Source organism: Pseudorhodoferax aquiterrae (genome assembly GCF_014652235.1).
Classification (GTDB): domain Bacteria; phylum Pseudomonadota; class Gammaproteobacteria; order Burkholderiales; family Burkholderiaceae_C; genus Pseudorhodoferax; species Pseudorhodoferax aquiterrae.
This window is the reverse complement of record NZ_BMYK01000032.1, coordinates 31,823-58,750: the sequence shown is the minus strand read 5'-3', so window position 1 is coordinate 58,750 and position 26,928 is coordinate 31,823. Positions and strand designations below refer to the sequence as shown.

Sequence of the window (26,928 nt, the reverse complement as noted above, 5' to 3'; positions counted from 1 at the left end):
GCCAGCGGCGGCAGGCCGGCCGGCGGCCACAGGTGCAGCAGCATGGCCGCCACGAGGGCGGCCGGTGCCGTGGCGTGCAGCGCGACCAGCAGCCGCGTCATGGCGACGGATGGGCCGGCAATGCCGGCCCGCTGCGCACGGCGCGCTGACGGCGCCCGTCTAGCCAGATCAGCGTGCCCGTCAGCGACAGCATGGCCGGCGTCAGGCCGAGGAAGAAGTACAGCCACTTGAGCGGCAGGCCGCCGAAGTCGCCGAAGTGCAGCGGTTCCATGAGCCCGTTCGCCAGCGACCAGAAGCCGGCGGTGCGCGGGTCGTGCCGCGCACGCACGCGGCCGGTGGCGGCGTCGAACTCCACGCGCGCGGTGCTGGCCAGGTGGTCCTGCAGGCCGCCCGTGAAGCGCACCTGCGCGGCGGCCGTGCCCCATTGGCGCAGCGAGACGTAGGCCACCTGCAGGCCGGGCACGGCCTGCCGTGCGGCGGCCTGCAGCGCGTCCAGCGAGGGCATGGCCGCGGGCGCCGGGCGTGCCTTGCCCGGTGCCGCCGCGCGTGCGGCCGGCGCCGTGCCCGCCACGTAGGCCCAGCCCTGCTCGAACAGCGGCGCCAGCCCCAGCCAGGCGCCTGTCGCGGCGATCAGGATGTGGAAGCCCAGCCCCCAGATGCCGGCGGACTTGTGCAGGTCCGACAGCACCACGCGCAGGCTGCGGCCCCAGCGCTGGGTGAACAGCTCGGCGAGGATCTTGCGGTGGATGACGATGCCGGTGGCGATCAGCACCAGCATCGCCACGCCCAGGAAGCCGACGATCCAGCGCGGCCCGAAGAACAGGAACACGTGCAGCATGCGCAGGTACTGGCCGAGCTGGCTGTCCACGGGGCCGACGACGGCGCCGGTGTCCGCGCGCAGCGCGACCTTGGTGCGCTGCGCCGCCGGTGCGCCCGCTTCCTGCAGGAAGGCGAAGTAGGCGGGGTTCACACCGTCCGGCAGCGCGATGGTCTCCACCGTCGCGCCCGGATAGCGCGCCTGCAGTTGCGCCAGCACGGTGTCCAGGGCCACGGGCGCATCGGCGTGCGGCAGCCGGGCCAGCGAGGGGTTGGCCCACAGGTCGATTTCTTCCTTGAACACCACCACGGCGCCCGAGAAGCACACGACGAACAGCAGCAGGCCGGTGACGATGCCGGCCCAGGCGTGCAGGGTCAGCAGGCGGGCGAGGGTGCGCTGGCTGGGCATGGCTTGCGCGTGGCCGCGGGTCGCGGGGCGGCTCCGTGTCAGAAGAAGTAGGTCGCGCCCAGGCTGAAGCTGCGCGGCAGGCCGGGCGAGACCACGTTGGCGTTGACGGCGCCGTCGTAGTAGGTCCGGTCGAAGACGTTCTTCACACCGGCGGTGATGCGGTAGTTGGGCCCGGCGTAGCCGATGGACAGGTCGGCCACGGTGTAGGCCGGCAGTGTGAACGGGTAGGAGCCGATCTGCTCGCTGACGTAGCGCATGCCCGCGCCCAGCGTGACGCGGGGCAGCTGCGGCAGCTTGTAGGTGGCCCACAGCGCCAGCGTGTGGCGCGGCGTGAGGTTGAGCGGCTGGCCCACGAGCGCCGCGTTGTTGTCCTGCGTGACCTCGCTGTCCGTGAACGTGTAGGCCGCCGTGAGCTTGAGGTTGCGGCGCAGGTCGGCACCGACCTCCAGTTCGACCCCCCGCGCGCGCTGCTCGCCGGTCTGCACGCTGAAGCCGGTGTTGACCGGGTCGGCCGTCGTCACATTGCGGCGTGTCAGGTCGAACAGCGCGAGCGCGCCCGTGAGACCGCCGCCCGGCGCCTCGTACTTGAGGCCGGCCTCCCATTGCTTGCCGGTCTCCGGCGCGAAGGCGCCGCCACCGAAGGCCTGGCCCACCACGGGCAGGAACGATTCGCCATAGCTCGCATAGGCCGCCCAGCCGGGCACGAACTCGTACACCAGGCCGGCCGACAGCGTGGTCGCGGCGTCGCTCTGCCGCGTGCGCGTGCCGGCGAGCCGGTCGTCGGTCCGCTGGTCGGACCAGTCGCGGCGCACGCCGACCAGCGCCGTCCACTGCGGGTGGAGCTTGATCTGGTCCTGCGCGTACAGGCCCAGCACCGTGAGCTTCTCCGGGGCATCGGCCGACAGGCCGGTCGGGCAGCTGGCCGCCATGCCATAGACCGGGTTGAACAGGTCGAGCGCGCCGATGGTGCAGCGCCGGCTGCCCAGCCAGCTGTGGCCGGTGCGTGCGTCCAGGCCCGTCACCAGCCGGTGCTGCACGCCCAGGGCGGAGAACTGCGCCAGCAGCGAGGTGTCGGTCGCCAGCATGTCGTCGTCGATGTACTGGCGCGTGGCGGTGCGGTTCTGCAGGCGCCGGTTGGCCTGCAGCGCGGCGTTGGCCACGACGTTGCCCGTGCCCTCCTCGCTCTCGTAGCGCAGGTTCTGGCGCAGCGTGAGCGCGGGCGAGAAACGGTGTTCCAGCGCATAGCCGATCGAGGTGGTCTCGATGTCGTAGCCGCCGAAGCTCGGGTCGCCCGTGAACAGCGTGGTGCGCAGCTTGCCGTTGGGGTTGGGCAGCACCGTGCCGTAGGGCGAGATGCCCTGCTGGCGCAGCCAGTTGCTCTTGCTGTAGGTGGCGAACAGCACGAGATCGGTGTCCGCACCCAGGTCCAGCGCCAGCGAAGGCGCGACCCAGCGGTCGCGGCGGTAGACGAAGTCCGTCGGGTCGTCGCTGTTGGCCACCTGCGCATTGATGCGGAAGGCGGCCTTGCCGGATTCGTTGAGCGGCCGGTTCAGGTCCGCCTGCAGCGTGCGCTGGCCGAAGCTGCCCACCTCCACGCCGACCTCGCTCAGCGCTTCGCGCTTGGGCCGCTTGCTGACCGCGTTGACGATGCCGCCGGGCTGCACTTGGCCGTACAGCACCGAGGCCGCACCCTTGAGCACCTCGACGCGCTCGTAGCCGTAGGGTGTCAGGCGCGTCCACATGCCGGGGCTTTGCACCAGGCCGTCGATCAGCACCGACTCGGTGGAACGAAAGCCCCGGATGTTGATGTCGTCGATGCCACGCCGTCCGAAATTCACGGGACTGACGCCGGCCACCGTCTGCAGGGCCTGCTGCAGGTTGGTGACCTGGCGCGACTCCATCTGCTCGCGCGTCACCACGCTGACGGACTGCGGTGTCTCCAGCCGGCGCATCGGCGCCTTGCCGGCGGTCTGCGCCTCGGCAGGCGCGAATCCCACATCCTTTTCGGTGCTGGCGTTGATGCGCACCTCCTGCAGCTGCGCCGACGCGGCCGGGGCGGACTGCGCCCACACGGCCTGCGACAGGCACAGCGCCAAGGGGCTCCACGCCCACAGCGTGCCGACGCGGTGGCGCGGACGCGGTGTGCGGGACAGGGTGGGACGGCGGGCGTGGGCGGCGGCGAAGGGCGTTGATGGGTGCATGGCGGCGTGGACAGTGGCGCCGGCCAGCCCTCCGAGTGGGCATGCAGGAATCCGGTGCGGCCGGGATTCTAATGAGAATTGTTTTCGTTCATGAGAAATTCCGCGCGGCCGCCCGCGCGCGGTGGCTGTATGGGTTCAGGCCGCCGGCAGCACCTGCCGCAGAAAGGCCGAGATGTCCGCGATCTCGCGCGGGTGCACGCTGTGCGGCATCGGGTAGGTGTGCCACTGCACGGCGTAGCCCAGCGCCTCGAGCGCCTTGCGCGACTCCTCGGCGCGCGGCAGCACCACCACCGGATCGGCCGTGCCGTGGGCCATGAAGATCGGCGTGGCGAAATTGGCCGGGTGGCGCTCCGCCGCGAGGTTGCCCACCAGCGGCAGGTAGCCCGACAGCGCGATGAGCCCGGCCAGCCTCTCGGGGTGGCGCAGCCCGGTGTGCAGCGTCATCGCACAGCCCTGCGAGAAGCCGGCCAGCACGATGCGGCTGGCCGGGATGCCGCGCGCGACCTCGTGCGCGATCAGCGCCTCGATCGCCAGCTCCGAGCGGGCGATGCCCTCGGCGTCCTCGCGGCGCACGAGGTCCGGCGCGAAGATGTCGTACCAGGCCGGCATCTCGAAGCCGTTGTTGATGGTCACCGGCATCACCGGCGCATGCGGGAAGATGAAACGGATCGGCGCGCAGCCGGCGAGGTCCAGCTCGGGCACGATGGCGGCGAAGTCGTCGCCGCTGGCGCCCAGGCCGTGCAGCCAGACCACGGCGGCGGTGGGCGAGGGGGCGGACTCGATCTGGATGCTGTCGAGCAGGGTCTTCATGGCGGCTCCGTGCGCAAAAGCGCCGATGTTAGGCCGCGCCTGCGCCACCGGCCGCCTGCTTGGCGTGCAGCTTGGCCGCGATGTACTCGCCGTGCGTCACGTGCAGCAGCTCGGCGATCTTGAGGATGGCGTGGTTCTCGTGGGCCGCCACGTGCAGGTCGGCATAGGCCACGGTCCACAGCGCCTCGACCAGCGCGACCTTCTGCGGCTGGGTGAAGCGCTCGTTGAGCAGGCTCGTGAAGCGGTGGTAGTCGTACAGCGCCTGGGCCTCGGCCTGCGCCAGCTCGAGCAGGCGCTCGAGTTCGTCGTCGGCCAGGTCGAACTTGCGGCGCAGCGCGGTCAACACGGCCGCGCGCTCGGCCGGGCCGGAGCCGGGCTCGGCCCGCATGACCTCCACGAGCAGCACGGCCACGGCCAGCTGCTGGGTCTGCGCGCGCTGCGCCAGCGACTGGCCGGCGGCAGGGGCGGTGAAGGCGTCGAAGAGTTCCTTGAGGGTGCGCAGCATGCGGGGCGTGGGCAATGGGGGGTGAACGGTGGATCCGCGCCGGCTACTCCCGGTTCCCGGCGGATGGCACGAGGCCCAGCTGGCGCAGCTGGCGCTCCAGCACCGCCACCGAGTCCCAGGGCAGGATGGGCGCGTTGCCGCGCTCGTCCGGCGGGTTGTCCAGCAGCCCGTCGGACCAGCCGCCGCAGCCCGTCAGCGGCAACAGCGGCCGGTGGTGCAGCCAGGCCAGGCAGACCTCGGAGATGGTGCCGGCGCGCCCGCCGACCACGAGGCAGGCGTCGCCCGCCAGGGCCATCAGCAGGTTGCGCGCATCGCCCATGCCGCAGGGAATGACCACCGTGGCCGGCCAGTCGGGAGGCGGCATCTCGCTCGGTGGCACGATGCTGACGACCAGGCCGCCCGCGGCCAGGGCCTCTTGCGCCGCCACGCGCGTGGCCGGGCTGCCGCAGCCGCTGACCAGCGTGATGCCCAGCTGCGCCAGCAGGCGGCCGGCGGCGGCCGCCAGGTCGTAGGCCGCGCTGCCGGGCTCCGCGCTGCCCAGCACGCAGACCTGTGGGCGGCGCAGGGTGTGGGGTGTCCATGCCATCGGGGTTCTCCAGTGAAGTCTGTCGGGTGGGTGCGGCGATGGTCCTAGCGCCTCAGCCGCCCGAGCGTGTGCCGTAGGCCAGCTCCATGCGCCAGGCCAGCCCCAGGAACAGCGACTGCGCCAGGCACAGTGTGCTGGTCAGCGAGCGAAAACCGAAGGTCGCGCCGTCCTGCGCCAGCAGCACGGCGTCGGCGCGCTTGGCCAGCGGGCTGAGCCGGCTGTCGGTCAGGGCCAGCAGCTTGGCGCCGCGCGCCGCGGCGGCCTCGACCACGTCGAGCGTCTCGCTTGCATAGGGGGCAAACGACACGGCCACCAGCACGTCGCCCGCGGCCAGCGCGCGCAGCTGGCCCTCCTGCATGTGGCCCAGGCCATGCAGCCAGTGCACGGGCTTCTCGGTGTGCTGCAGCGCATAGGCCAGGTAGGCGCCGACCGGGAAGGCGCGGCGCGAGGCCACCAGCCACAGTGCGGGCGCCTGGGCCATGAGGTCCACGGCCGCGTCGAAATCGCCTTCGGGCAGGGCCTGCTGCAGCGCCTGCAGGCTGGCGATGCTGCCGCCGATGACCTCGTGCGCGATCTGCGCGGGCGAGCCGGCGCCGGCCAGCGCGCGCACGCGCTGCTGGTAGCCGCCCTCGGGCGCGAGCTGGCGCGCGGCACCGGCACGGAACAGCGCCTGCATCTCCGAATAGCCAGCCAGCCCGAAGTGCTTGGCGAAGCGCACCACGGCCGAGGGCTGCACCTCGCACTGGCGCGCGGTGTCCTGGATGCCGTCCAGTGCGAGCCGGTCGCGCTGCGCCTCCACATGGCGCGCAATGGCCTTCAGCTGGCGCGACAAGGGCTCGTAGCCCGCACGCACGGCGGCGAGGAAGGCGTCGGCATCGGCATAGGGCGCCTGCGTGGCGGTCGGAACTGGATTTCTATTTTTCAAAGTATTGGAAATTTATTTCTAATCACGATACCATGGCGCCATTCCAACGGAGACCCTGGTTCCGATGCCGAGTTTGCACTTCCCCAGCGCCGATGTGCGCGACTTCGACGTGGCCTGCCTGGGCCGCATGGCTGTGGACCTCTACGCGCAGCAGATCGGCTGTGCGCTGGAAGAGGCCCACAGCTTCAACAAATACCTGGGCGGCTCGTCCGCCAACATGGCCTTCGGCACGGCGCGGCTGGGCCTGCGCTCGGCGATGCTCTCGCGCGTCGGCGACGAGCAGAACGGCCGCTTCCTGCTGGAGACGCTGCGCCGCGAAGGCTGCGACGTGAGCCAGGTGCAGATCGACCGCGAGCGCCTCACGGGCATGGTGCTGCTGGGCCTGCGCGACCAGCACAGCTTCCCGCTGCTGTTCGCCCGCGAGAACTGCGCCGACATGGCGATCGACGCGGCCGCCATCTCCGAGGACTTCCTTGCGCGCTGCCGCTGCCTGGTCGTCACGGGCACGCATCTGTCCACGCCCGGCACGCTGGCCGCGAGCCGGCGTGCGCTGGAAATCGCGGGCCGCCACGGCCTGGTGCGCGCGCTCGACATCGACTACCGGCCCGTGCTCTGGGGCCTCACGGCCAAGGGCGACGGCGAGACGCGCTACGTCGGCAGCGACAGCGTCTCAGCCCATTTGCAGGCCCAGCTCGGCCAGTTCGAACTCATCATCGGCACCGAGGAGGAATGGATGATCGCGGGCGGTGTGGAGGGCGACCTGATGGCCAGCCTGCGCCGTGCGCGCGAGCACACGCAGGCCGTCTTCGTCGTCAAGCGCGGCCCGCTGGGCTGCAGCCTGGTCGAAGGCGCCGTGCCGTCCGCCATCGACGATGCGCCCACCGTGCTGGGCGAGCGCGTCGAGGTGCTCAACGTGCTGGGCGCGGGCGATGCCTTCGCCTCGGGCCTGCTGGCCGGCCTGCTGCGCGGCAAGACGCTGGCCGAATCGGCCGCCATCGCCAACGCCTGCGGTGCCATCGTGGTCTCGCGCCATGGCTGCGCGCCGGCCATGCCCACGCAGGCCGAGCTGGCGCACTGGTTCTCGGGCCACCGCCATCCGCGGCCCGACAAGGACCCCGTGCTCTCGCACCTGCACCGCGTGTCCGCCGCGCGCCCGCAGTGGCCCGAGGTCTGCGTGATGGCCTACGACCACCGCGCGCAGCTCGAAGACCTGGCGCGCCAGACCGGCGCCGAGCCCGCGCGCCTGTCCACGCTCAAGCTGCTGCTCAACGACGTGGTGGCGCAGGTCGAGCAGGACGCGGGCAACCGCGGCCGCATCGGCGTGCTGATCGACGGGCGTATCGGCCAGGCCGCGCTGCACGCCGCCGCCGGCCGCGGCTGGTGGATCGGCCGGCCCATCGAGAAGCCGGGCTCGCGCCCGCTGCGTTTCGACGGCACGGCCTCGCTGGCCTCGGAACTCGCGCACTGGCCGCGCGAGCACACGGTCAAGTGCCTGGTCTTCTACCACCCCGACGACGCCGAGGGCCTGCGCGCCGAGCAGGAGGAGTGGCTCCAGCAGGTCTGGGAAGCCACGCGCGCCAGCGGCCACGAACTGCTGCTCGAAGTGATCCCGCCCGCCGACACGCTGGCCCCTGGCGACCAGGGCGAGGCAGTGGTGCGCGCCGTGCGCCGCTTCTACGACCTGGGCTTCAAGCCCGAGTGGTGGAAGCTGCCGCCCATGGCCGCCGCGCAGTGGCAGGCGCTGGACGCGCTGGTGCGCGAACGCGACCCCTGGTGCCGCGGTGCCGTGATCCTGGGCCTGTCGCAACCGCTCGAGCAACTGGTCGCGAGCTTCCAGGCCGCCCAGGCGCCCATCGTCAAAGGCTTCATGGTCGGCCGCAGTTGCTGGACCGCGCCCGCCGCGGCCTGGCTGCAGGGCGAGATCGACGACGCGGCCTTCACGGCCCAGGTGGCGGCCAACTTCCGCCGATTGATTGCAGGCTGGCACGCCAGCCGTCCGATGGCGGAGGCCGCATGAGCACGAATCTTTTGGTCAAAGCCCAGGCGACGGGCCGCGTGATCGCCGATGTGACGCCCGCTTCGGCCGGCTGGACCTATGTGGGCTTCAAGGCGCTGCGCCTCTCTACGGGTGACGCAGAAGCCTTCGACACCGGTGCCCGCGAATGCTGCATCACCGTGCTGGCCGGGGCGGTCGATGTGCAGGTCGGCGCCCAGCGCTTCAGCGCGATCGGCAACCGCGCCACGGTGTTCGAAGACCGCGCCCCGGCCGCCGTCTACGTGCCACCGGGCCAGTCCGTGCGCCTCGTGGCCCGGGGCCCGGCCGAGGTCGCGCTGAGCAGCGCGCCGGCCGAGGGCCGCTTCGCCACGCGCGTGATCGCGCCGGCGCAGATGGCGCGCAGTGTGCGCGGCCAGGGCAGCAACACGCGCTACGTCTGCGACATCCTGCCGCAGACCGAAGAGGCCGAAAGCCTGCTCGTGGTCGAGGTCATCACGCCGCCCGGCCATGCCTCCAGCTACCCGCCGCACAAGCACGACACGGCGGGCGAGGGCGAGACCGTGCTGGAAGAGACCTACTACCACCAGATCGACCCGGCCCAGGGCTTCGCGTTCCAGCGCGTCTACACCGACGACCGCAGCCTGGACCAGACCATGGCCGTGGAGCACCGCGACACCGTGCTGGTGCCGCGCGGCTACCACCCCTGCGTGGCGCCGCACGGCTACGCGCTGTACTACCTGAACACCATGGCCGGCCCGCGCCGGCACTGGGCCTTCCGCAACGACCCCGCGCACGAATGGATGCTGGCGCCGCGCTGAGCGCCGCCGCGGTCCACCCCGACAGAACAAGAACCGGCCTGCCGCGGCAGGCCCCCGCTCGCCCTCAACCACCGGAGACACCATGCACAAAAGAACGCTTCTTCAACTGCTGGCCGCCACGGCCTTCGCAGCCGGCCTGCCGGCGGCGCAGGCCCAGCCGGCCTTCCCGCACCAGCCCGTCAAATGGATCGTGCCCTACGCGCCGGGCGGCACCACCGACGTGATCGCGCGCCAGCTCGCCGTGCGCATGGGCCAGACCCTGGGCCAGCCTGTGATCGCCGACAACAAGCCCGGCGCGGCCAGCATCATCGGCGCGACCTTCATCGCGCGCTCGGCGCCGGACGGCTACACCGTGGGCACGGTGGATTCGGGCACGCTGGCCTTCAACCCGGCCATGTACGCCAGCCTCAGCTACGACGCGCAGAAGGATTTCAGCTGGATCGGCGGCCTCGGCAAGATGCCGCTGGTGCTGGCCGTGCACCCGAGCTTCCCGGCGAAGAACGTGCAGGAGTTCCTGGCGCTGGCGAAGAAGACGCCGGGCGCCGTGTCCTCGGCCTCGTCGGGCCCGGGCTCGCCGCTGCACGTGGCGCTGGAGCTGTTCAAGCAGAAGACGCAGGCCGACATCCTGCACGTGGCCTACAAGGGCTCGGCCCCGGCGCTGCAGGACCTCATGGCCGGCCAGGTCCACAGCATGTTCGTGGACCTGCCGCCCAGCCTGTCCATGATCAAGGCCGGCAAGGTGCGCGTGCTGGCCATCGCCACGCCCGAGCGCCTGGCCATCCTGCCCGACGTGCCCACCATGGCCGAGGCCGGCGTGCCGGGCTTCGAGGCCTACGCCTGGCAGGTGCTGGTCGGCCCGGCCAAGCTGCCCGCGCCCGTGGTCGAGCGCATGAACAAGGACCTGGGCGCGGCGCTGGCCAATCCCGAGACGCGCGCCAAGCTCGAGGAGATCGGCATCCAGCCCATGCCCATGACGCCGGCCCAATTGGGCAGCTTCGTGGCCAGCGAACAGAAACTCTGGAGCGGCGTGATCAAGGCCGCCAACATCAGATTGGACTGACCCCATGCCCATGACCACCCGCCGACAAGCCCTGGCCCGCGTGGCCGCCCTGGGCGCGCTGCCCGTGCTGGGCAACGCCGCCGCCCAGGCCTATCCGAACAAGCCCATCGAACTGATCGTGCCCTTTGCGGCCGGCGGTGGCACCGACGTGCTGGCGCGCGCGCTGGCCGAGGCCGCCCGCCCGCACCTGGGCCAGAGCCTGATCGTCGTGAACCGCGCCGGCGCCAGCGGCGGCGTGGGTTGGGCCGAGCTCATCAACGCCCGGCCCGACGGCTACAAGCTGGCCATCGTCACGGTGGAGATCACCATGATCCCGCACCTGGGCGTGGTGAAGTTCAGCGCCGACGACGTGCTGCCCATCGCGCGCCTGAACGCCGACCCGGCCACCATCGCCGTGCGCGCCGAGGCGCCGTACAGGACGCTGGAGGAATTCCTGGCCGCCGCGCGCAAGGCGCCCGGTGAGCTGCGCGTGGGCAATGCCGGTCCCGGCTCGCTGGGCCACCTGGCCGCCGCGGCGCTGGAGGACAAGGCCGGCGTGCAGCTCAACCACGTGCCCTTCCGCGGTGCCAACCCGGCCGTGCTGGACCTGCTGGGCGGCCACATCGACGCCGTGGCCGTGACGCCCGTGGAAGTGGCCACCTACGTGCAGGCCGGCAAGATCCGCCCGCTCGCGGTGATGGCCGACAGGCGCATCGCGGCCGGCTGGGAGCCCGTGCCCACGCTCAAGGAGCGCGGCATCGACCTCGTGGTCGGCGGCTGGCGCGGCCTGGCCGCGCCCAAGGGCACGCCGCCCGAGGCCCTGGCCGTGCTGCGCGAGGCCATGGCCAGGACGCTGCGCGAGCCGGCGCTGCGCGAGACCATGGCCAAGCAGAACATGGGCGAGGGCTACCTGGACGAGGCGGGCTTCAAGGCGCTGATCGCACGCGACAACGCTACATTCCGCGAACTGATCCAGCGCCTGGGCATCAAGCCGGCCTGAACATGGGGGACGCAGAGATGGGCAACGAGACCTGGGGCCGCTTCGCCGGCAAGACGGCTTTCATCACGGGCGGCGCCAGCGGCCTGGGCCTGGCCAGCGCGCGCCGCCTGCTGCGCGAGGGCGCCCGCGTGGCGCTGGCCGACGTCAACGCGCACGAGCTGCGCCGCGTGGCCGAGGAACTGGCCCAGCCCCCCGGCCATGTGAGCCACCACGCGCTGGACGTGACCGACGCGGCCCAGGTCGAGGCCGCCGTGGCCGCGGCCTGGCAGGCGCATGGCGCCATCGACGTGCTGGTCAACAGCGCGGGCGTGAGCTTCCAGGGCTCGGTGCTGGACACGCCCATCGAGGCCTGGCGCCGCGTGCTGGACATCAACCTCACCGGCACCTACCTCACGACCCAGGCCATGGCCCGGCGCATGGTGGAGCGGCGCCAGGGCCGCATCGTGATGATCGCCTCGATCTCGGGCCAGCAGGTCTGGTCCGGCCGCGCGGCCTACTGTTCGTCCAAGGGCGCAGTGCTGGCGCTGGCCAAGTCCTGCGCGATCGATCTGGCGCCCTTTGGCATCACGGTCAACTCGGTCTCGCCGGGGCCGATCGAGACGGCGCAGACCGCCACGCTCCACGGCCCCGTGATCCGCCAGGCCATCGTGCAGGCCACGCCCATGGCCCGCTACGGCCAGTCCGACGAGGTGGCCGACGCCATCGCTTTCCTGGCCAGCGACGATGCGCGATTCGTCAACGGCCACGACCTCGTGGTCGACGGTGGATTGACCAGCGCGGCTATCCTGTACGACCTGAAGCAAAACCCGCAAACATGACCCACCCCCAGTCTGCGCGCTGCGCGCTCCGCCAACCCCCTCGAGGGGGCGCCGCCAGCGGCCTGGCAGAGCCAGTTCCGCGGCGGCCGCTGGGGTCGGTCGCTGCCCGCAAATGGCTGCGCCATGGACGGCGCTGAGGCGATGACCAAGATCCGCGCCCTGATCTTCGACTGCGACGGCACGCTGGTCGACAGCGAGCCCTGGCTCGTGGAGGCCATGCTGGCCGAGGGCGCGCTGTATGGACTGCCTGAAACGGCCCGCGCCGTGCTGGACGCGCAGCGCGGCGCGCCCATGTCGCGCCAGATCGCGCTGGTGGCCGCGCACAGCAGCCAGCCGCTGCCGGCCGACTTCGAAGACCGCGTGCGTGCGCGCATGGCCGGTTACTTCAAGGCCCACCTGCAACCGATCGAAGGCGCGCTGGAACTCGTGCGCGGCCTGCAGCTGCCGTTCTGCGTGGCCTCCAACGGGCCGCGCCACAAGATCGAACTCGTGCTGGGCATCACCGGGCTGCTGCCCTGGTTCGCCGGCCGCATCTTCAGCGCCTACGACATCGGCGCCTGGAAGCCTGCGCCTGACCTGTTCCTGCATGCCGCGCGCGCGATCGGCTTCGCGCCCGAGGAGTGCGCCGTGGTCGAGGACAGCGCCTCGGGCATCGCGGCCGGCATCGCCGCCGGCATGCGCGTGTTCGCGCTGGGCGAGCACCCGGCCGATCTGCCGGCGTCGGTGCACCGCATCGCCGGCCTCTCGGCCCTGCCTGGCAGTCTGGCCGCGCACTGAGCACCGACAAGAACACGACGATCCCATCCACCCGACGAGGAGACACACCATGCGTCAACACCACGATGCGGCCAGAACGCGCCGCCACGTCCTGCAGCAGGGCCTGGCCACTGCCACGGGAATCGCCGCCGCCATCGCCAGCCCGCTGAGCTTCGCGCAGGGCGCCTGGCCGACCAAGCCCGTCACGCTGGTCGTGGGCTACCCGCCCGGCGGCCAGACCGACTTCGCCGGCCGCATGGTCACGGCCGGCATGCAGAGCGTGCTGGGCCAGGGCGTGGTCATCGACAACAAGGCCGGCGCCGGCGGCAACATCGGCACGGACAACGTCATGAAGTCGGCGCCCGACGGCTACCGGCTGCTGGTGGGCAACGGCAACATCACGCTGAACCCGCACACCTACCGCAACACGGCCATGGCCGACCCGCTCAAGCTCACGCCGATCGGGCTGTTGCTGACCTCCTCGCTGATCCTGGCCGTGCCCAACACCGTGCCGGCGAAGAACGTCAAGGAGTTCATCGACTGGGTCAAGGCCCAGGACAAGGCCGGCAAGGACATCGACTACGCCAGCGCCGGCCCCGGCAGCCTCACGCACGCGAGCATGGAGCTGTTCCGCGACCGCATCGGCAAGCCCAAGATGAACCACGTGCCCTACAAGGGCAGCGGTCCGGCCATGACCGACCTGATCGCCGGTCGCGTGAGCGCGATGTTCGACGCCGCCTCGGTCATCGCCCCCTTCATCAAGTCGGGCCAGCTGCGCCCGCTGCTCGTGACGGGCGCCCAGCGCGTGCCGGCCTTCCCCGACATTCCCACCGCGGCCGAGGCCGGCGTGAAGGACTTCGAGGTGATCTCCTTCATCGGCCTGTACGGCCCGCCCGGCCTGCCCGCCGACATCGTGGCCAAGTCCAACCAGGCCATGAACGCGGCGCTCAAGGACCCCAAGATCGTCAGCGGCATCACCGAGCGTGGCGACGAAGTGGGCGGCGGCACGCCCGAACAACTGGCCAAGATGACGCGCTATTACTTCGACCTGTGGCGCGACATCGTGAAGGCGAACGACATCCGGGCGGAGTAGCGAGGCGTCGAGGCGTGGGGCCTGCTTGCGCAATGGGTGGTGCGAGCAGGCGTGACCCATCATTCCGAACATCGGCCCCATTTCTCGCTTGCGCGGTGGCGCGGAGCCATGACGACTGCCTGAGCGGCGAGAATTGCGGTTCTTTCTGCCCTTTCCTCGTGCGCGCCCGTGTTTGAGCACACCTTCCAGAAGATCGACGACATCCTGCCCAGGGATGCCGGCCGCCCCGGTGAACGGAACGCAGAACGCAGCGGTGCTGTGGCGGTCAGGGGCTGGGTATGACGCGGAAGCGTGCTGTCAAGGGGGGGCGCCACGGCGGCTACGCTAGGTGTCGACGGTGACCCGCTCTATGCCCGTATCCACGCGCTGGTGCTTGCCGCTCGTCAATCCGTGGCACGCGGCGTTGACCTTGTCCAGGTGCGTACCTGCTTCGAGATCGGCCGCCACATCGTCGAGCACGAACAAGGTGGGCAAGGGCGCGCCGCCTACGGCCAGGCCTTGCTCAAGGGCTTGGCCGAGCGCCTGACGCAGGCTTTCGGACGCGGCTTTGCCAAGAGCAACCTCGAGTACATGCGGCGTTTCTACCTGGCCTACGCCAGCCGCGCCGACATCGCCCAGTTGCAAACTGGGCAATCCGGCTCTGCCGATTCCGCCATGGGAATTGCCCAGTTTCAAACTGGGAAATCACAAGCTTCCGTCCCCTTCAGCCTGAGCTGGACGCACTACGTCTTTTTGCTGGGCATCAACAACCCGGACGAGCGCAGTTTCTACGAGATCGAAGCCAGCCAGCAGGGGTGGAGTCTGAAGCACCTGCGTCGGCAGTTCGACAGCGGCCTGTTCGAACGCCTGGCCCTGAGCCGTGACAAGGACGGTTTGCTCCAGCTGGCGCAACAAGGCCATGTCGTGGAACGGCCAGAAGACATGCTCAAAGAGCCCTTGGTGCTTGAATTTCTGGGCCTGTCGGAACAGGCTGGTTACTCTGAGTCCGACCTGGAAACCGCTGTCATCAACCAGATCGGCCAGTTCCTGCTGGAGCTTGGCAAGGGCTTTCTGTTTGAGGCGCGGCAGAAGCGTTTCAGCTTCGATGGCGACCACTTCTTTGTCGATCTGGTTTTCTACAACCGTTTGTTGCGCTGCTATGTGCTGATCGATCTGAAGCTGGGCAAGCTGACCCACCAGGACCTCGGCCAAATGCAGATGTATGTGAACTACTTCGACCGCCACGTGAAAACCGAGGCCGAGAACGCCACCGTCGGCATCGTGCTGTGCAAGAAGAAGAACGAGGCTTTGGTGGAAATCACCCTGCCCATCGACGCCAACATTCACGCGCGGGAGTACAGCTTGTATTTGCCGAGCAAGGAGGAGTTGAAGGCGAAGTTGCAGGAGTGGATGGATGGCACCCATCGGTGATCTGAGGTTGCCTGTCGGGCGATTGTTGTCTCGGTTTTTTGGCGCCATGCCATCTCATGCCAGCGCATCGCGCACCGCCTGCAGCGCGCGTCCGCAGTCGTCGCGCGTGAGCCCGCCGCCCAGGCACAGGCGCAGCGCCTCGGGCGGTTGCCGGTCGGTGGAGAAGGCCGTGCCGTCCACGGCGGCGATGCCCAGCGCGCGCAGTTCGGCCGCGATGCGCGTGGCCGGGCTGCTCTCGCTGTCCGAGGCGGGCACGGGCAGCCAGCCGTGGAAGCCGTGCGGCTGCGTGCGCACGCCGTGCGGCCCCAGCAGCTGGCGCATCTGCGCGCTGCGCCAGGCGCATTCGGCGCGCACGGCCTGCAGCACGGCCTCGGCCTGGCCGTTCTCCATCCACTGCGCGACGATGGCGTTGACCAGCGGCGAGGCCATCACGGTCGTGGCCCGCAAGGCGCCGGCCAGGCGCAGGTGCGCTGCGGCCGAGGGCGCCTGCACATAGGCCAGGCGCAGGCCGGCGCCCAGCCACTTGGACATGCCGCTCACGTAGTAGACGAGGTCGCCCGCGTACTCGGCCAGGGAGGGCGGGATGGCCGCCGGCAGCATGCCGTAGGCGTCGTCCTCGATGATGGGAATGCTATAGCGCAGTGCGATGTCGGCGATCTGTTCGCGTCGTTTGATCGGCAAGGTGGCCGTGGTCGGGTTGTGCAGGTTGGGGCACAGGTGCAGCGCGCCGATCGGCGTGCTCTTGCAGGCGGCCTCGAAGTCGTCGGGGAGGAGGCCATGCTCGTCCATGGCCAGCGGGTGCAGGCGCGTTCCCAGCTGCGCGGCGATGGCCTTGATGCCGGGGTAGGTCAGCGCTTCCACGCACAGGCTCTGGCCCGGCTTGACCAGCAGCGAGACCAGGGCCAGCAGCACGGCGTGGATGCCGGGCGCCACCAGCACGCGCGCGGCATCGGCCTCGACCCACTGCGACAGCCACTGCGCGCCGAGCGCGCGGTCGCGCGGCGTGCCGCCGAAGTCCTGGTAGCGCATGAGGTCGTGCAGCGGCACGGCGGCCAGGCCTGTGTTGGCGCCGTCCAGCAGCGCCTGCATGGCGGGGTGGTCCTCGATCTCGGGCGGCATGTTCATGGTCATCTCGGCGCCGGTGCCGGCGCGCAGCGGCAAGCCGATGAAGGAGCCGCGCACGAAGGAGCCCATGCCGGGCCGCGAAGCGATCAACCCGCGCTCGCGCGCCTGCGCGAAGCCGCGCACCACGGTCGTGTAGTTCAGCTGCAGCGCGGTGGCCAGCTCGCGCAGCGGCGGCAGGCGCTCGCGTGGCGCCAGGCGGCCCTGCTGCAGGTCCTCGGCGATCAGGTCGGGGATCAGCTGGTAGGCCGGCAGCGGGCTGGACTTGAGGCGGTGGACCCAGTGGGAGAAGGGCATGGCCCGAGTGTGCCCCGCGAACCGGCCGATGGCATGGCCACGCCCGGCGCAGCTTGGTGCACGCCGGCCATTGATCGGGTGCATTGATTGCATGGCCAGCGCGTTGTGCTGGTGCATGGGGCGCGCGGCCTGCGCGGGCCGCCACGGGGCGCGCCGAGGGCCTGACGCTGCTTTGATCGGGCCTTGATCGCATGGTGTGCCGGCCGCCTGGTACGTCCTTCGCAAAGAGGCAGGCAGCCGGCCATCCCGCCGGCATCCACCACACCGCACGAGGACCACCATGCCCCAAGTCACGCACCCCGCCCACCGCAACGGCGACTTCCTGGTCGACTACGAAGAGAAGGTCTTCGAGGACGTGAAGGCCGACCCGGGCGAGAAGGCCCTGGTCACCTTCCACACCGTGGCCTTCGAAGGCTCCATCGGCTTCGTCAACCTGCTGCAGGCCACGCGGCTGCAGCGCAAGGGCTACGAGACCTCGGTGCTGCTGTACGGCCCCGGCGTCACGCTGGGTGTCAAGCGCGGCTTCCCGAAGATCGGCGACGAAGCCTTCCCGGGCCACCAGAACTTCAACAACCAGATCACCAAGTTCATCGCCGAGGGTGGCAAGGTTTATGCCTGCCGCTTCGCGCTGCAGGCACTGTACGGCCACGGCGAGGGCTCGCTGATCGAGGGCGTGCGGCCGATCAACCCGCTGGACGTGCTGGACATCGTGCTGCTCCATAAAAAGGCCGGCGCCGTCATCATCGACACCTGGACGCTGTAAATGCTCCCCCCGTTTCGCACCCACTGCGTGGGCGCGCATCCCCCCCAGGGGGCGCACCCGGCGGCCCGGCAGAGCCGGTTCCGCGGCTGCGCTGGCATGGCCGGCTCCGCGGCCTCTTGCACCCCCGCATGCGACACGCCGCTGCGCGAAGGAGACGGTGCATGAGCTCCTCGCATCGCACCGTCCGCGCGGCCGCGGCGCAGATCGCGCCCGACCTCACGAGTGCCGACGGCACGCTGGCGCGCGTGCTGGAAACCCTGCGCGACGCGGCGAGGCAGGGCGTGGAGCTGATCGTCTTTCCCGAGACCTTCGTGCCCTATTACCCTTACTTCTCGTTCGTGCAGCCGCCCGTGCTGCAGGGCGCGGACCACCTGCTGCTGATGCAGCGCGCGCCCACGGTGCCCGGCCCGTTGACCGACGCCGTGGCCGCCGCCGCGCGCGAGCATGGCATGGTGGTGGTGCTGGGCGTCAACGAGCGCGACCACGGCAGCCTGTACAACACGCAGCTGGTGTTCGACGCCGACGGCCGCCTGCTGCTCAAGCGCCGCAAGATCACGCCGACCTACCACGAGCGCATGGTCTGGGGCCAGGGCGACGGTGCCGGCCTCACGGCCGTGGACACGCGCGCCGGCCGCGTCGGTGCGCTGGCCTGCTGGGAGCACTACAACCCGCTGGCGCGCTACGCGCTGATGGCCGACCACGAAGAGATCCACTGCGCGCAGTTCCCGGGTTCGCTGGTCGGACCGATCTTCGCGGAGCAGATGGGCGTGAGCATCCGCCACCACGCGCTGGAGTCGGGCTGCTTCGTCGTCAACGCGACGGGCTGGCTGCACGATGCGCAGATCCGGTCCGTCACGCCCGACGAGAAGCTGCAGAGCGCGCTGCGCGGCGGCTGCCACACGGCCATCGTGTCGCCCGAAGGCAAGTACCTGGCTGAACCGCTGACCGAGGGCGAGGGCCTGGTCGTCGCCGACCTGGACTTCGCGCTGATCGCCAAGCGCAAACGCATGATGGATTCGGTGGGCCATTACGCGCGGCCCGAGCTGCTGCGCCTGGCGATCCGCCGCGACGCGGCGCGCACCACCATGCCCTTGCCGGATGGCGAGGCGCTGAGCGACGAAACCGACCTTCCCCTGCCTGAAACCGACGCGCCGCTGCGCCGCGTCGCCTGACCCTGGAGCCCCGTCCATGACCACCGCCGTCCTCGAACCCGTCGCCGCCTCTGCCGAAGACACGCGCCGCCTCATGACCGAGCTGCAGAGCCAGGGCCTGCGGCTGGTCGATCCCGGCGCGGGCGCGGCCAGCCGGCGCGGCGGTGCCGGTCCGTCCGACCACAAGGCCGTGACCGTGGATGGGCTCACGCTCATGGTGCCCGTGCACACGGCCACGGCCTTCAGCTCGCCCTTCGTGGCCGAGGCGCCGGGGCCGGACGGCCGCAGCGTCCTGCGGCGGGGCAGCATTCCGATCGCCAGCATCGCGTTCCCGCGCGCGCCGCGCTTCTACGGCCTGCAGACGGCCGAGGGCATCCCCTACCAGCAGATCGCCACCTTGCATGGCGCCGACGTGCTGGCCACCACCGTGCTGCAGACCTGCATCCGCTACGAGAGCCGGCGCAAGGCCTGCAGGTTCTGCGCGATCGGCCAGTCGCTCGCAGCCGGCCGCACCATCGCGCGCAAGACGCCGGCGCAGCTGGCCGAGGTGGCCCAGGCCGCCGTGGAACTCGACGGCGTCAAGCACATGGTCATGACCACGGGCACGCCGCCCACGCCCGACCGCGGCGCGCAGATCCTGTGCGAGAGCGCGCAGGCCATCCGCGCCGCCGTGGACCTGCCGCTGCAGGCCCAGTGCGAGCCGCCCGACACCGACGCCTGGTTCCAGCGCCTCAAGGACGCCGGCGTCGACACGCTGGGCATGCACCTCGAAGTGGTGGGCGAAGACTTGCGCCGCCAGATCCTGCCCGGCAAGGCCGAGGTGCCCATGGCGCGCTACTGGGACGCCTTCGCCGCGGCCGTCGCCGTGTTCGGCCGCGGCCAGGTCAGCACATACCTGCTGGCCGGCCTGGGCGACAGCGCCGAGACCCTGCTGGCCACCAGCCGGCGCCTGCTGGACCTGGGCGTCTACCCCTTCGTCGTGCCCTTCGTGCCGATCAGCGGCACGCCGCTGGAGGACCACGCCGCGCCCACACCGGCCTTCATGCGCAGCGTGCTGGAGCCGCTGGGCGCGATGGTGGCCGATGCCGGCGTGCGCGCGGCCGACATCAAGGCCGGCTGCGGGCGCTGCGCGGCCTGCTCCACGCTGTCGCGCTACGAAGCGCCCCTGGCCGCCTGAAGGAGAGAACGATGCTGACCGCCTCCGCCATCCCCTGGTGCGACCTCGCCACCGACTACCGGCCCCAGGCCTTCCGCGTGCAATGGGCCAGCGATGGCTGGATGCTGCGCGAGGCCGCTGCGCTGCGCCGCCAGGTGTTCTGCGCGGAGCAAGGCCTGTTCGACGGCGACGACCGCGATGCCATCGACGCCGACCCCAGCCTGCACACCCTGGTCGCGCTGTCGGTCCTGGCCGGCGAGGCCGACCAGATGGTCGGCACCGTGCGCATCCACGAAGCCTCGCCCGGCCTGTGGTGGGGCTCGCGCCTGGCCGTGCGGCGCGCGTTCCGCCAGAGCAGCGCGCTGGGCACCGAGCTGATCCGGCTGGCCGTCAGCAGCGCCCACGCGCTGGGCTGCCGCGAGTTCCTGGCCCATGTGCAGGCGCAGAACGTGCCGCTGTTCGAGCGACTGCACTGGCAGGTGCTGGACGAGATGGTGCTGCACGGCCGCATGCACGCGCTGATGCGGGCCGGCCTCGCGCACTACCCGCCCTGCGGCTCGCCGTATGCGGGCTTCGTGGTCTCGCCGCGGAGGCCGTCATGAGCCTCGCCCGGCCGCCCGAAGAGGCGCGCGCCGCAGGCCGCCAGGCCGCAGGTTCTCTTGTTCACGCGGTCTTCGAGGCGACCATGCTGGAGCAGCTGGCCGAGGCGCTGCGGACCAGCCGCGGGTTCGCGCATAAGCGCGACATCGCCGCCGTGCTGCCGCAGCTGGCGCCGACGGCCTCCGCTACGGTCGTGCCGAACGGCGACGACTGCGCCGTGCTGCCCGACCCTGCGGGAGGCGGCGGCCACCTGCTGCTGGCCATCGAAGGCCTGGTGCAGGACTTCGTCGAACAGCAGCCCTGGTTCGCGGGCTACAGCGCGGTGATGGTCAACCTCTCGGACATCGCGGCCATGGGTGGCCGTGCGCTGGCCGTGGTCGATGCGCTGTGGGCCGGCAACGCGGAGCAGGGCCGCGAGGTGCTGGCCGGCATGCGCGCGGCGTCCGAGCGCTACGGCGTGCCCTTGGTCGGCGGTCACACCAACCTGCGTGCGGCCAGCAGCCAGTTGGCCGTGGCTGTACTGGGCCGCGCGCAGCGGCTCATCAGCAGCTTCGCGGCCCAGGCCGGCGACAGGGTGCTCGTGGCCGTGGACCTGCGCGGCCAGTGGCAGGGCGAGGCGCCGTTCTGGAATGCGTCGACCGTCGCGCCGGCCGAGCGCCTGCGCGGCGACATGGCCGTGCTGCCCGCGCTGGCCGAGGCCGGCCTGGTCGATGCGGGCAAGGACATCAGCATGGCCGGCGTGCTGGGCACGGCGCTGATGCTGCTGGAGTGCTCGGGCATGGGCGCCACCATCGACCTGGCCCGTCTGCCGCGCCCGGCCGGCGTGCCGGACTGGTCCGATCCCGATGGCGCGGCGCAGCGCCTGCGCTGGCTCGCGGCCTTTCCGAGCTTCGGCTACGTGCTCAGCGTGCGGCCGGCCGAGGCCGACGAAACCATCGCCCGCTTCGCCGCGCGCGGCATCGCCTGCGCCGACGTGGGCACCGTGCACCGCGGCAGCGTGCTGGCCTTGCAGCTCGGCGATGCGCGCGTGCCGCTCTGGGATCTTGCGCAGCAGCCCTTCATCGCCCCGCAGCTCGAGAGCCGGAGGGCGCCATGAATCTCAGGATCGCCGCCGCAGGCCGAGCAACGCGATGGCCCGAGCCCCAGGCCGAGCGCAGCGATGGCCCGTGTGGGACTTCCCCCTGTGCCCCTGCCGAGGAGCACAGCGCCATGGGCTGCGCGGGGAACCTCGCGCTTCGTCATCTGACCCATTGCGCTTGTCCGAGCGAAGTGAACGCAGTGAACGCAGCGAGTTGCGCAATGCAGCCCATGGCGCGAGCACCGCAGGTTGCCCGGAGCGCCAGGGCAGGGACAGGGGCACCGGGGTCGCCTTCTCTTTGCTTACTTTCTCTTGGCGAAGCAAGAGAAAGTAAGTCGGGGTGTGGGGGTGAAGCCCCCACCTCCTTCCCTCGATCCACCGTAGTGTCATTTGCGGGCACCAGAGGCCGGGATATGCCCCCGGCAGTGCAGTCACTTTCTTTCGTTTCGCCGAAAGAAAGTAACCAAAGAAAGGGCGACCCCGGTGCCCACGTCCCTGCGCTGGCGCTCCGGGCAACCTGCGGTGCTCGCGGCCTGGGCGCATTGCACAACTCGCACCGTTCGCTGCGCTCACTCAGCTCGAACAAGTGCAATGAGTCAGATGTTGAAGCGCGAGGTTCCCCGCGCCGCCCAGGCCACTGTGCTCCTCGGCGTGGGCACAGGGGCCCTGGGAAGCGGGAGCCGATCCGGGCCGTCGCTGCGCTCGGCCGCGGGTGAACAGCCATGAAGATCGCGCTGCTGACCCATTCCGTCCGCCCGCGCGGCGGCGTGGTCCACACGCTGGAACTGGCCGAGGCCCTGCGCCGCCGCGGCCACGCCATCACGGTGATCGCCTCGGCCGAGCCCGGCGAGCGGCTGTTCCGCGAAGTCGGCTTCCCCGTGGAGACCGTCGCGCTGCCGGTCTTGCAAGGCGACCTCGTGGCCCAGGTCGCGCAGCGCATCGATGCCCTGGTCGAGGCCCTGCCGCCACTGCTCGCGCGCGGCGGCTTCGATCTGCTGCATGCGCAGGACAGCCTGTCGGGCAACGCGCTCGCGCTGCTGCGCGAGGCCGGCTACCGGCTGCCGCCCTGGCTGCGCACCGTGCACCACCTGGACGACTTCAGCCAGCCGCTGCTCAACCGCTGGCAGGAGCGCGCCTGGCGCGCCGCCGATGGCGTGGCCTGCGTCAGCGACGGCTGGTGCCGGCATTTCCGCGAGACGCTCGGCCGGCCGGCCGAGCGCATGTTCAACGGCGTGGACCTCGCGCGCTACCGGCTCCGGCCGGAGCCCGGCGATGCCGCGGCCGTGCAGGCCCTGGGCCTGCCCGCAGCCACCGGCCCCGTGGTGCTGCTGGTCGGCGGCGTGGAGGCGCGCAAGAACACGGTGCGGCTGCTGCAGGCCTTCGCGCAGCGCCGCACCCACGACCCGGCCTGGCATGACGCCCGCCTGGTCATGGCCGGCGGCGCGAGCATGCTGGACCACGGCGCCGCGCGGCGCGACTGGCAGGCCGCGCTGGCCGAGACGGGCCTGGCCGAAGGCCCGCAGCAGCCCGTGCTGCGCACCGGCCCGTTGGCCGACGCGCTGCTGCCCGCGCTGATGCGCCGCGCCGACCTGCTGGCCATGCCCTCGCTGGTCGAAGGCTTCGGCCTGGCCGCGCTCGAGGCCCTGGCCTGCGGCACGCCGGTGCTGGTCTCGCGCCGGGCGCCGTTCACCGAGACGCTGGACGGCACGCCGGCCGTGGCCTGGTGCGATCCCGCGTCCGTGCCTTCCATCGCCGCCGGCCTGGCCGAGGCACTGGCCCTGCCGCGGCTGCCCGTGCCGCCGCCGGTGTGCCTGGCCCACAGCTGGGCCCGCAGCGCCGCACTGCACGAAGCCTGGTACCAGCGTGTGCTGCAACCCATCCCTGCCTGAACAGAAAGCAAGCCATGCCCGCCATGCACTACCGCCTGCGCTGGCCCGACGCCAGCGAGAGCCTCGCCTACTCGCCGTCCCTGGTCATCGAGGACTTCTTCACCCCCGGCCAGGACTACGCGCTGGCCGACTTCCTGCGCCGCGCACGCGAGGCCACGGCCATCGCGAGCGCGCGTGTGCAGGCGAAGTACGGCTTCGCCTGCTCGGCCGCGCTCGACCAGCTGGCCGACACCGAGGCCCGCGCCGCGGCCTTCGCCGACCACGCTGGCGCGCAGGTGCGCGTCCTGTCCTTCCACCCCGCTTGACCGCCTACCGGAGAACCGCCATGTCCACTTCCACCATCCCCCAGCACGAGGTCGTCATCGTCGGCGGCGGCCAGGCCGGCCTGTCGCTGAGCCACTACCTGCAGGCCCAGGGCCTGGACCATGTGGTGTTCGAAAAGCACCGCGCCCTGCACAGCTGGAGCACGCAGCGCTGGGACAACTTCTGCCTGGTCACGCCCAACTGGCAGTGCGCGCTGCCGGGCCACCCCTATGCGGGCGACGACCCGCACGGCTTCATGAAGAAGGAACAGATCGTCCAGTACCTGGCGGCCTTCAGGAAGTCCGTCGACGCGCCGCTGCGCGAAGGCGTGGCGGTGCAGCAGATCCGGCCCGCGCCGGGCGGCTTCGTGGTGCGCAGCAGCGCGGGCGAGTGCTTCGCCGGGCAGGTGGTGGTGGCCTCGGGCGGCTACCACACCCCCATCGTGCCGCGCCTGGCCGAGCGGCTGCCGCCGTCCATCCGCCAGATCCACTCGGCCGACTACCGCAACGCCGACCAGCTGCCGCCCGGCAAGGTGCTGGTGGTCGGCTCCGGCCAGAGCGGCGCGCAGATCGCCGAAGACCTGCACCTGGCCGGGCGCCAGGTCGTGCTGGCCGTGGGCGATGCGCCGCGTTGCGCGCGCTTTTACCGCGGCCGCGACGTGGTGGACTGGCTGGCCGACATGGGCTACTACGACATGCCCGTGACCCAGCACCCGCTGCGCGAAGGCGTGCGCGACAACACCAACCACTACGTGACCGGCCGCGACGGCGGGCGCGACATCGACCTGCGCCGCTTCGCGCTGGAAGGCATGGACCTGTTCGGCGTGCTCGAGGGGCTGCAAGCCGATGGCGACACGCTGCGCTTCGCCCCGCGGCTGGCCGAGGTGCTGGACCGGGCCGACGCCACCTACAACGGCATCAACGCATCGATCGACAAGTACATCGCCGAGCGCGGGATCGACGCCCCCGCCGGTGCTCCGTACGTGCCGGTCTGGCAGCCGGCGGCCGAGCGCGCCACGCTGTCGCTGGCGGCCTCGGGCATCACGTCCGTGGTCTGGTGCATCGGCTTCGCGCCCGACTTCGGCTGGCTCGACGCGCCCGTGTTCAACGGCCGCGGCCACCCGGTGCACACCCGGGGCGTGACGGCGGTGCCGGGCCTGTACTTCCTGGGCCTGCCCTGGCTGCACACCTGGGGATCGGGGCGCTTCAGCGGGGTGGCACGCGATGCGGAGTACCTGGCCGAGCGCATCGCGCAGCGGCACGCGTCCCTGGGCGCCGGCGAGCCGCTGCGGGCCAGGCCCGCGCACGTGCAATTGCAGGCCGCGCTGGCCTGAGCGAGGGCTGGGCACTGGCCGCTGCAACGCCTGCCATACCATCTGGCAGCCAGCATCCGTAGGCCCTTCGCCGTGGGCGAGGCGCCGCGGCCATGGCATTCGTCCACGAGTTTCTAGCCCGAGGCCATGACATGCGACCTGTCTGTTCCCACACCGCCGGCATCCTGCGCGTGCATCCCAGCGCGCTGGGCTGCGAGGAATGCCTGAAGATCGGCAGCGAATGGGTGCACCTGCGCCTGTGCCGGCACTGCGGCCATGTGGGCTGCTGCGACGATTCGCCGCACCGCCACGCACGTGCGCACTTCCATGCCACCGGCCACCCCATCATCGAAGGCTACGACCCGCCGGAGGGCTGGGGTTGGTGCTTCGTCGACAAGGTGATGGTGGACCTGGGCGCGGACACCACGCCGCAGAACGGGCCGATTCCCCGCTACGTGTGACGGGGGTGCCGGCACTCGGTTGAGCGCCGCACCCGGCCCTGCCAGACTACTCGTTGCGGTCGGTCGGCGGCTTGTGGTCCGGCGGCGCGCGTCCGGTCAGCTGCTGCAGCGCATCGATGCGGACCGACGCCTGCGCCTTCGTGAGGGATGCGTCGAAGGGCTCCTTGGCTTCTTCGCTGAGCGTCTTCAGGTAGGAGCGCTGGGCGCCCGTCATCGCCTCGTCGCCCGTCACCCAGGTCGAGGGGTCCTTTTCCATGTTGCTGTCTTCCGCCATGGACTGTGTCTGCTTGTCGGTCATTGCTGCGCCTTGTGTCTGTATGCATGCACAGTAGATGCCCCGCCTTTTTTCGGTTGTAGGTCGATGGCGCGCACGCAGGCCAGCGGCGTGCCGAAGCCCTGGCCTACGGGGCGGAGCCGGGCACTTCGGCGTGTTCCACGCCAAGGCCGATGCGCTGACACGCGCGGCCGCGCTCAGCGCGCCAGCTGCGCGCGCCGGAAGCAGTGCACGGCGTGGTCGTTGACCATGCCGATCGCCTGCATCCAGGCGTAGACGATGGTCGGGCCGACGAACTTGAAGCCGCGCGCCTTGAGGTCCTTGGAGATGCGCTCGGACAGTTCCGTGGAGGTGGCGAAGTGCACGCCGTCGCCGTGCAGCACCTGGCCGTCGGTGAAGGCCCAGCAGTAGTCCGCGAAGTCCTCGCCGGCGGCCGCCATGCGGTTGTAGATCTGCGCGCCCGCGATCGTGGCCACGATCTTGGCGCGTGCGCGCACGATGCCGGGGTCGGCCACCAGGGCCTGGATCTTCGCCTCGTCGTAGCGGGCGACCCGGACGGGATCGAAGCCGTCGAACGCGCGGCGGAAGCCCTCGCGCTTGCGCAGGATGGTGATCCACGACAGCCCGGCCTGGAAGCCCTCGAGCATCAGCATCTCCCAGAGCATGCGCGGGTCGCGCTGGGGCACGCCCCATTCGGTGTCGTGGTAGTGCTGGTACAGCGCGTCGGTGCCGCACCAGGTGCAGCGGGGCAGGGCGGTGGAGGTGTTCATGGCAGCGGCATTGTGCCGACGGCGCCCGCGCTTTTGCCTGCTGGCTTGAGGGAGATCAAGGCCAGCGCCGGGGCTTGGGCAGATACTGGATTCATCAAAACCACCAGGAGATCGACCCATGAAGATCCTGATCGCCGTCGACGGCAGCGAGCAGACCCAGCGCATGCTCGCCTATCTCGCCCAGCACCAGCTGTTCGCTGCCGGCAACACCTACACCGTGTTGACGGTGGTGCCGGAACTGCCCAAGCGCGCCGCCTCCTACGTGAGCTCCGACGTGGTCAAGGGCTACTACCAGGAAGAGGCCGACAAGGTGCTCGAGCCCGTGCGCACCTTCTTCGCGCAAAAGGGCGTCGGCGCCCAGTTCGAGTTCAAGATGGGCCACCCCGCGCACGAGATCGCGCAGGCCGCCGAGAAGGGCGGCTACGACCTGCTGGCCCTGGGCAGCCACGGCCATGGCGCGCTTGGCAACCTGATCATGGGCTCGGTGGCCACCAAGGTGGTCAGCCAGTGCAAGGTGCCGGTGCTGCTGCTGCGCTGAAACGGTTCCCGCCATCCACCGGATCGTTGTGG

General features: G+C 71.0%; 27 protein-coding genes. 18 read left to right on the top strand and 9 right to left on the bottom strand.

Annotated features, from left to right (window positions below):
* Positions 1 to 97: 97 nt before the first annotated feature.
* The 6 genes from IE209_RS29205 to IE209_RS29180 form a co-directional block, all read right to left on the bottom strand.
* Positions 98 to 1,225: a PepSY-associated TM helix domain-containing protein gene (locus IE209_RS29205; RefSeq protein WP_189690397.1), complete on the bottom strand. Its 1,128-nt coding sequence runs from the start codon at positions 1,223 to 1,225 to the stop codon at positions 98 to 100.
* A 38-nt stretch (positions 1,226 to 1,263) separates the two neighbouring features.
* A complete protein-coding gene (locus IE209_RS29200) occupies positions 1,264 to 3,426 on the bottom strand; it encodes a TonB-dependent siderophore receptor (protein WP_189690396.1) in 2,163 nt (720 codons plus the stop codon).
* A gap of 135 nt (positions 3,427 to 3,561) precedes the next feature.
* The gene (locus IE209_RS29195) at positions 3,562 to 4,236 is read right to left on the bottom strand and encodes an alpha/beta hydrolase (RefSeq protein WP_189690395.1); all 675 of its coding nucleotides are present in this window, start codon (positions 4,234 to 4,236) and stop codon (positions 3,562 to 3,564) included.
* Between the two features lie 28 nt (positions 4,237 to 4,264).
* Entirely contained in the window at positions 4,265 to 4,741 is a 477-nt protein-coding gene (locus IE209_RS29190; protein ID WP_189690394.1) for a tellurite resistance TerB family protein, read from the bottom strand.
* Positions 4,742 to 4,784: 43 nt separating this feature from the next.
* Positions 4,785 to 5,327, bottom strand: a complete 543-nt coding sequence (locus IE209_RS29185; protein ID WP_189690393.1) for an SLOG cluster 4 domain-containing protein — start codon at positions 5,325 to 5,327, stop codon at positions 4,785 to 4,787.
* 52 nt (positions 5,328 to 5,379) lie between these two features.
* The gene (locus IE209_RS29180; RefSeq protein ID WP_229883119.1) at positions 5,380 to 6,252 is read right to left on the bottom strand and encodes a MurR/RpiR family transcriptional regulator; all 873 of its coding nucleotides are present in this window, start codon (positions 6,250 to 6,252) and stop codon (positions 5,380 to 5,382) included.
* 64 nt (positions 6,253 to 6,316) lie between these two features.
* Between IE209_RS29180 and IE209_RS29175 the strand changes: the two genes are divergently transcribed.
* The 8 genes from IE209_RS29175 (at position 6,317) to IE209_RS29140 (ending at position 15,182) form a co-directional block, all read left to right on the top strand.
* Positions 6,317 to 8,269: a bifunctional 5-dehydro-2-deoxygluconokinase/5-dehydro-2-deoxyphosphogluconate aldolase gene (locus IE209_RS29175; protein ID WP_189690392.1), complete on the top strand. Its 1,953-nt coding sequence runs from the start codon at positions 6,317 to 6,319 to the stop codon at positions 8,267 to 8,269.
* Positions 8,266 to 9,066: a 5-deoxy-glucuronate isomerase gene (gene iolB / locus IE209_RS29170; RefSeq protein WP_189690391.1), complete on the top strand. Its 801-nt coding sequence runs from the start codon at positions 8,266 to 8,268 to the stop codon at positions 9,064 to 9,066. The genes IE209_RS29175 and iolB overlap by 4 nt, the downstream gene beginning before the upstream one ends.
* Positions 9,067 to 9,148: 82 nt before the next feature.
* On the top strand, positions 9,149 to 10,126 hold the full coding sequence (locus tag IE209_RS29165; protein ID WP_189690390.1) for a Bug family tripartite tricarboxylate transporter substrate binding protein: 978 nt from the start codon (positions 9,149 to 9,151) through the stop codon (positions 10,124 to 10,126).
* A 4-nt stretch (positions 10,127 to 10,130) separates the two neighbouring features.
* The gene (locus IE209_RS29160; RefSeq protein ID WP_189690389.1) at positions 10,131 to 11,105 is read left to right on the top strand and encodes a Bug family tripartite tricarboxylate transporter substrate binding protein; all 975 of its coding nucleotides are present in this window, start codon (positions 10,131 to 10,133) and stop codon (positions 11,103 to 11,105) included.
* Positions 11,106 to 11,107: 2 nt separating this feature from the next.
* Positions 11,108 to 11,923, top strand: a complete 816-nt coding sequence (locus IE209_RS29155) for an SDR family NAD(P)-dependent oxidoreductase (RefSeq protein ID WP_189690388.1) — start codon at positions 11,108 to 11,110, stop codon at positions 11,921 to 11,923.
* 123 nt (positions 11,924 to 12,046) lie between these two features.
* The gene (locus tag IE209_RS29150; RefSeq protein ID WP_229883118.1) at positions 12,047 to 12,700 is read left to right on the top strand and encodes an HAD-IA family hydrolase; all 654 of its coding nucleotides are present in this window, start codon (positions 12,047 to 12,049) and stop codon (positions 12,698 to 12,700) included.
* A gap of 49 nt (positions 12,701 to 12,749) precedes the next feature.
* Positions 12,750 to 13,772 carry a Bug family tripartite tricarboxylate transporter substrate binding protein gene (locus IE209_RS29145; RefSeq protein WP_189690387.1) on the top strand — a complete coding sequence of 341 codons (1,023 nt, stop codon included), beginning with the start codon at positions 12,750 to 12,752 and terminating at the stop codon, positions 13,770 to 13,772.
* 369 nt (positions 13,773 to 14,141) lie between these two features.
* On the top strand, positions 14,142 to 15,182 hold the full coding sequence (locus IE209_RS29140; RefSeq protein WP_229883117.1) for a PDDEXK nuclease domain-containing protein: 1,041 nt from the start codon (positions 14,142 to 14,144) through the stop codon (positions 15,180 to 15,182).
* 54 nt (positions 15,183 to 15,236) lie between these two features.
* On the opposite strand, the gene IE209_RS29135 is transcribed toward IE209_RS29140, so the two are convergent.
* Complete coding sequence (locus IE209_RS29135; protein WP_189690386.1) at positions 15,237 to 16,601, bottom strand: aminotransferase-like domain-containing protein; 1,365 nt, start codon at positions 16,599 to 16,601, stop codon at positions 15,237 to 15,239.
* 280 nt (positions 16,602 to 16,881) lie between these two features.
* Here IE209_RS29135 and IE209_RS29130 point away from each other — a divergent pair, with 280 nt between their 5' ends.
* The 9 genes from IE209_RS29130 (at position 16,882) to IE209_RS29090 (ending at position 25,314) form a co-directional block, all read left to right on the top strand.
* Positions 16,882 to 17,364 carry an MSMEG_0572/Sll0783 family nitrogen starvation response protein gene (locus IE209_RS29130; protein ID WP_189690385.1) on the top strand — a complete coding sequence of 161 codons (483 nt, stop codon included), beginning with the start codon at positions 16,882 to 16,884 and terminating at the stop codon, positions 17,362 to 17,364.
* A 161-nt stretch (positions 17,365 to 17,525) separates the two neighbouring features.
* On the top strand, positions 17,526 to 18,536 hold the full coding sequence (locus tag IE209_RS29125; protein ID WP_189690384.1) for a Nit6803 family nitrilase: 1,011 nt from the start codon (positions 17,526 to 17,528) through the stop codon (positions 18,534 to 18,536).
* A 73-nt stretch (positions 18,537 to 18,609) separates the two neighbouring features.
* Positions 18,610 to 19,692, top strand: a complete 1,083-nt coding sequence (locus IE209_RS29120; RefSeq protein WP_189690400.1) for an MSMEG_0568 family radical SAM protein — start codon at positions 18,610 to 18,612, stop codon at positions 19,690 to 19,692.
* An 11-nt stretch (positions 19,693 to 19,703) separates the two neighbouring features.
* Positions 19,704 to 20,273, top strand: coding sequence for an MSMEG_0567/Sll0786 family nitrogen starvation N-acetyltransferase (locus tag IE209_RS29115; protein WP_189690383.1), 570 nt, complete (start codon positions 19,704 to 19,706; stop codon positions 20,271 to 20,273).
* A gap of 83 nt (positions 20,274 to 20,356) precedes the next feature.
* Positions 20,357 to 21,367, top strand: a complete 1,011-nt coding sequence (locus tag IE209_RS29110) for a sll0787 family AIR synthase-like protein (protein WP_189690399.1) — start codon at positions 20,357 to 20,359, stop codon at positions 21,365 to 21,367.
* 704 nt (positions 21,368 to 22,071) lie between these two features.
* Entirely contained in the window at positions 22,072 to 23,238 is a 1,167-nt protein-coding gene (locus tag IE209_RS29105; RefSeq protein WP_189690382.1) for an MSMEG_0565 family glycosyltransferase, read from the top strand.
* 14 nt (positions 23,239 to 23,252) lie between these two features.
* Positions 23,253 to 23,543 (top strand): MSMEG_0570 family nitrogen starvation response protein, encoded by a 291-nt coding sequence (locus IE209_RS29100; protein WP_189690381.1) that lies wholly within the window; start codon positions 23,253 to 23,255, stop codon positions 23,541 to 23,543.
* Positions 23,544 to 23,563: 20 nt separating this feature from the next.
* Entirely contained in the window at positions 23,564 to 24,874 is a 1,311-nt protein-coding gene (locus tag IE209_RS29095; protein WP_189690380.1) for an MSMEG_0569 family flavin-dependent oxidoreductase, read from the top strand.
* A gap of 131 nt (positions 24,875 to 25,005) precedes the next feature.
* Entirely contained in the window at positions 25,006 to 25,314 is a 309-nt protein-coding gene (locus tag IE209_RS29090) for a UBP-type zinc finger domain-containing protein (RefSeq protein WP_189690379.1), read from the top strand.
* Between the two features lie 46 nt (positions 25,315 to 25,360).
* Here IE209_RS29090 and IE209_RS29085 read toward each other — a convergent pair whose 3' ends face one another.
* Together IE209_RS29085 and IE209_RS29080 are read right to left on the bottom strand one after the other, a co-directional pair.
* A complete protein-coding gene (locus IE209_RS29085; RefSeq protein WP_189690378.1) occupies positions 25,361 to 25,612 on the bottom strand; it encodes a DUF3072 domain-containing protein in 252 nt (83 codons plus the stop codon).
* A 173-nt stretch (positions 25,613 to 25,785) separates the two neighbouring features.
* Entirely contained in the window at positions 25,786 to 26,358 is a 573-nt protein-coding gene (locus IE209_RS29080) for a DNA-3-methyladenine glycosylase I (protein WP_189690377.1), read from the bottom strand.
* 118 nt (positions 26,359 to 26,476) lie between these two features.
* On the opposite strand from IE209_RS29080, the gene IE209_RS29075 reads away from it, so the two are divergent.
* Entirely contained in the window at positions 26,477 to 26,896 is a 420-nt protein-coding gene (locus IE209_RS29075; RefSeq protein WP_189690376.1) for a universal stress protein, read from the top strand.
* Positions 26,897 to 26,928: the final 32 nt, after the last annotated feature.